Annotated in this window: 3 protein-coding genes; 1 reads left to right on the top strand and 2 read right to left on the bottom strand. The window is 74.3% G+C overall.

Annotated elements, in window-relative coordinates; all coding sequences use genetic code 11:
• Positions 1–156: 156 nt before the first annotated feature.
• The gene (locus PYV61_RS22940) at positions 157–2,061 is read left to right on the top strand and encodes an ABC transporter ATP-binding protein (protein WP_275836069.1); all 1,905 of its coding nucleotides are present in this window, start codon (positions 157–159) and stop codon (positions 2,059–2,061) included.
• 77 nt (positions 2,062–2,138) lie between these two features.
• On the opposite strand, the gene PYV61_RS22935 is transcribed toward PYV61_RS22940, so the two are convergent.
• Positions 2,139–2,993 (bottom strand): hypothetical protein, encoded by an 855-nt coding sequence (locus tag PYV61_RS22935; protein WP_275836067.1) that lies wholly within the window; start codon positions 2,991–2,993, stop codon positions 2,139–2,141.
• A partial coding sequence (locus tag PYV61_RS22930) for a hypothetical protein (RefSeq protein ID WP_275836065.1) occupies positions 2,990–3,259 on the bottom strand: 270 nt, incomplete at its 5' end. The genes PYV61_RS22930 and PYV61_RS22935, both read right to left, overlap by 4 nt.

Below are 3,259 nucleotides of genomic sequence, written 5' to 3'. Positions count from 1 at the left end.
CAGGTCGCAGGTCGCAGGTCGCAGGTCGCAGGTCGCAGGTCGCAGGTCGCAGGTGGGTTCCCCGAACGGGCGACCGCCGCCCCCGCCCGGCGCGCTGTAGGTTGCGGGGACACCGAACGGGGGAGCACGGGCGTGATCGGACGGACGACGGCGAGGGTGGGACCGAAGGCGCGGCGGGCGGAGCAGGCGAGACAGGCGCGGGTCGGGAAGCCCGCGGCCGACGGGAAGCCGGCGAAGCCGAAGGTCGACACCAAGGCGGCGTGGCGCGACGCGCGCGCCCTCATGTGGCAGCACCGCCGCGCGCTCGGCATCGGCTTCTCGCTGATGCTCGTCAGCCGCGTCGCGGGGCTCGTCCTCCCGCTCAGCTCCAAGTGGCTGATCGACGAGGTGATCGGGAAGTCGCGCCACGAGCTCCTGTGGCCCCTCGCCATCGCCACCACCGCGGCGACGCTCGTGCAGGCGGCCACCGGGTTCGCGCTGTCGCAGGTCATCAGCGTCGCCGCGCAGCGGGCGATCAGCGACATGCGCCGCCGCGTGCTCAACCGGATGACGCGCCTCCCGGTGCGCTACTTCGACGAGCACCAGACGGGCGTGATGATCTCGCGCGTGATGAACGACGCCGAGGGGATCCGCAACCTCGTCGGCACCGGCATCGTGCAGCTCGTCGGCGGCGTCGTCACCGCGGTGCTCGCGCTCGGCGTGCTGCTCTGGCTCAACTGGGTGATGACCGTCGTCATCGTCGCCATCCTGGCGGCGTTCGGCTTCGGGATGGCCAAGGCGTTCGGCCACCTGCGCCCCATCTTCCGCGAGCGCGGCAAGATCCAGGGCGAGGTCACGGGACGGCTGAACGAGACGCTCGGCGGGATCCGCGTCGTGAAGGCGTACGGCACCGAGCGGCGCGAGCAGGCGACGTTCGCCAAGGGCGTCAACCGGCTGTTCCGCAACATCGCCAGCTCGATCACCGGCGTGAGCGCGACGACGTCGGCCAGCACGGTGGTCGTGGGGCTCGTCGGCCTGCTGATCCTCGGCGTCGGCGGCCCGGCGGTGCTCGAGGGGCGCATGACGCTCGGCGACCTGATGACGTTCGTCTTCTTCGTCGGGCTGCTGGCGGCGCCGGTGGTGAACATCGCCAGCATCGGCACGCAGATCAGCGAGGCGATCGCGGGGCTCGACCGCATCCGCGAGGTCATGCAGATGCCGACCGAGGTCGACGAGGACGCGCGCCGCGCGCCGCTGGAGGAGATGCGGGGCGACGTGACGTTCGACGACGTCTGGTTCGAGTACCGCGAGGGGCTCCCCGTCCTGAAGGGGATCGACTTCGCGGCGCCGGCCGGCTCGACCACCGCCCTCGTCGGCTCCAGCGGCAGCGGGAAGAGCACGCTCGTCTCGCTGGTGATGGCGTTCAACCGCCCGACGCGCGGGCGCGTGCTGGTGGACGGGCGCGACCTCGACGCGATCCGCCTCACCGACTACCGCGCGCGGCTGGGCGTGGTGCTGCAGGACAACTTCCTGTTCGACGGCACGGTGGCCGACAACATCTCGTTCTCGCGGCCGAGCGCGACGCGCGACGAGGTGGAGGAGGTGGCGCGGCTGGCCAACTGCGACGAGTTCGTGCGCGGCTTCCCGCAGGGGTACGACACCGTCGTCGGCGAGCGCGGGGTGAAGCTGTCGGGCGGGCAGCGGCAGCGCATCGCGATCGCGCGCGCGCTGCTGGCCGACCCGGCGATCCTGATCCTCGACGAGGCCACGTCGTCGCTCGACTCGGAGAGCGAGGCGCTGATCCAGGAGGCGCTGTCGCGGCTGCGCGGCGGGCGCACGACCTTCGTGATCGCGCACCGCCTGTCCACCATCCGCAGCGCCGACCAGATCCTGGTGCTGGAGCAGGGGGAGATCGTGGAGCGCGGCACGCACGGCGAGCTCATGGCGCTCGGCGGGCGCTACCGGTCGCTGCACGACCGGCAGTACGCGTGGGAGTCGAACCGGTTCACGAACCCTGGCGAGGACTTCACGACGCCGGTCCCCGCGGCGGCGGCCAAGAAGCCCGCCGCCGCGGGCCGGTAAAGAGCAGGGGAATCGGATCGAACGGATCAGATCTGATCCGTTCGATCCGATTCCCACTGCTGTTTCAATGGCGACGTCTACTCGACGACGATCGCCCCTTTGAAGCTGCGCACCTCGACGCGCCCGCCGGCGCCGGCGACCCGCGCGCCCTGCCCCTTCCCCTCGGCGCGCGTGGCGGCGCGCACCGCGGGACGCGCGCTGGTCAGCCGCCCGACCACCGAGAGCAGGTCGAGCGCGGCGTCGGCGGCCGGGCGCAGCGTCACCTCGCCCGAGTTCGTGTCGATGGCCAGCGTCGCGCCGCGCGCCACCGTGCCGCGCTGCCGCACCGGCCCCGTCACCGTCTCGAGCGTCGCGCGCTGCCGCACGTCGCCCTCCAGCGTCAGCGCGCCGCCCACCGTCGCCAGCTGCGCGTCGCCCACCGCGCCGCGCACCGTCAGCGCCCCCGACGAGGTGCGCGCGCGCAGCCAGTCTGCGCCGTCGTCCACCGTCACCGGGCCGGCCAGCGACTCGACGCGCAGCGTGGACGGGCGCCCCGCCACGCGCACCGCGCCCGTCACCGCGTAGACCTCGACCGGGCCGGTCACGCCGCGCACGGTCACCTCGGCGCTCGCCGTCTTGATCCAGAGGTTGGCGCCGCGCGGCACGCGCAGCTCCAGGTCGGCCGGCGGCGACGCGCCGCCGCGCTCCTCGACGCCCAGCTTCACGCCGCGGTGCCCGCCGCCCATGTAGAGCGACGCGTCGGCCGGCGCGCGGGCGACCAGCGCCACCGAGTCGCGCGCCCACCCCGTCACGCGCACCGCGCCGACCAGGTTCCACACGCGCACCGCGCCGTCGGCGTCGAGCGTGTGCCCGCGCACGACGGGCTTCGGGCCCTGCGCGCCGGCGGGCGTCGCGCAGAGGAGGCACGCGCCCAGGAGCGCCGCGCGCCTCACGAGCGCGACCCCAGCAGCGCGCCGCGCCGCACCAGCGCCTGCTTCCGCTCGTAGGTCCGCGCCAGCAGGTCGGAGAGCGCCGCGTTCCCCGGATCGCGCGCCAGCGCCGCCTCCGCCTCGGCGATCGCCGCGTCGACGGTGGCGAGCGCGCGCTCCAGCACGCGCAGCGTCTCGGCGGCCAGCAGGCGGTCGCCGGCCGCCGCGCCGGCGAGCAGCGCGACCAGCGTGTGGTCGGTCTCCACGCGCAGCCCGGCGCGGTCGACGTC

Source organism: Roseisolibacter sp. H3M3-2 (genome assembly GCF_029211165.1).
In the GTDB taxonomy this organism is placed as follows: domain Bacteria; phylum Gemmatimonadota; class Gemmatimonadetes; order Gemmatimonadales; family Gemmatimonadaceae; genus Roseisolibacter.
Note: the sequence above shows the minus strand (reverse complement) of the source record. Positions and strands in the feature narration are given on the sequence as shown.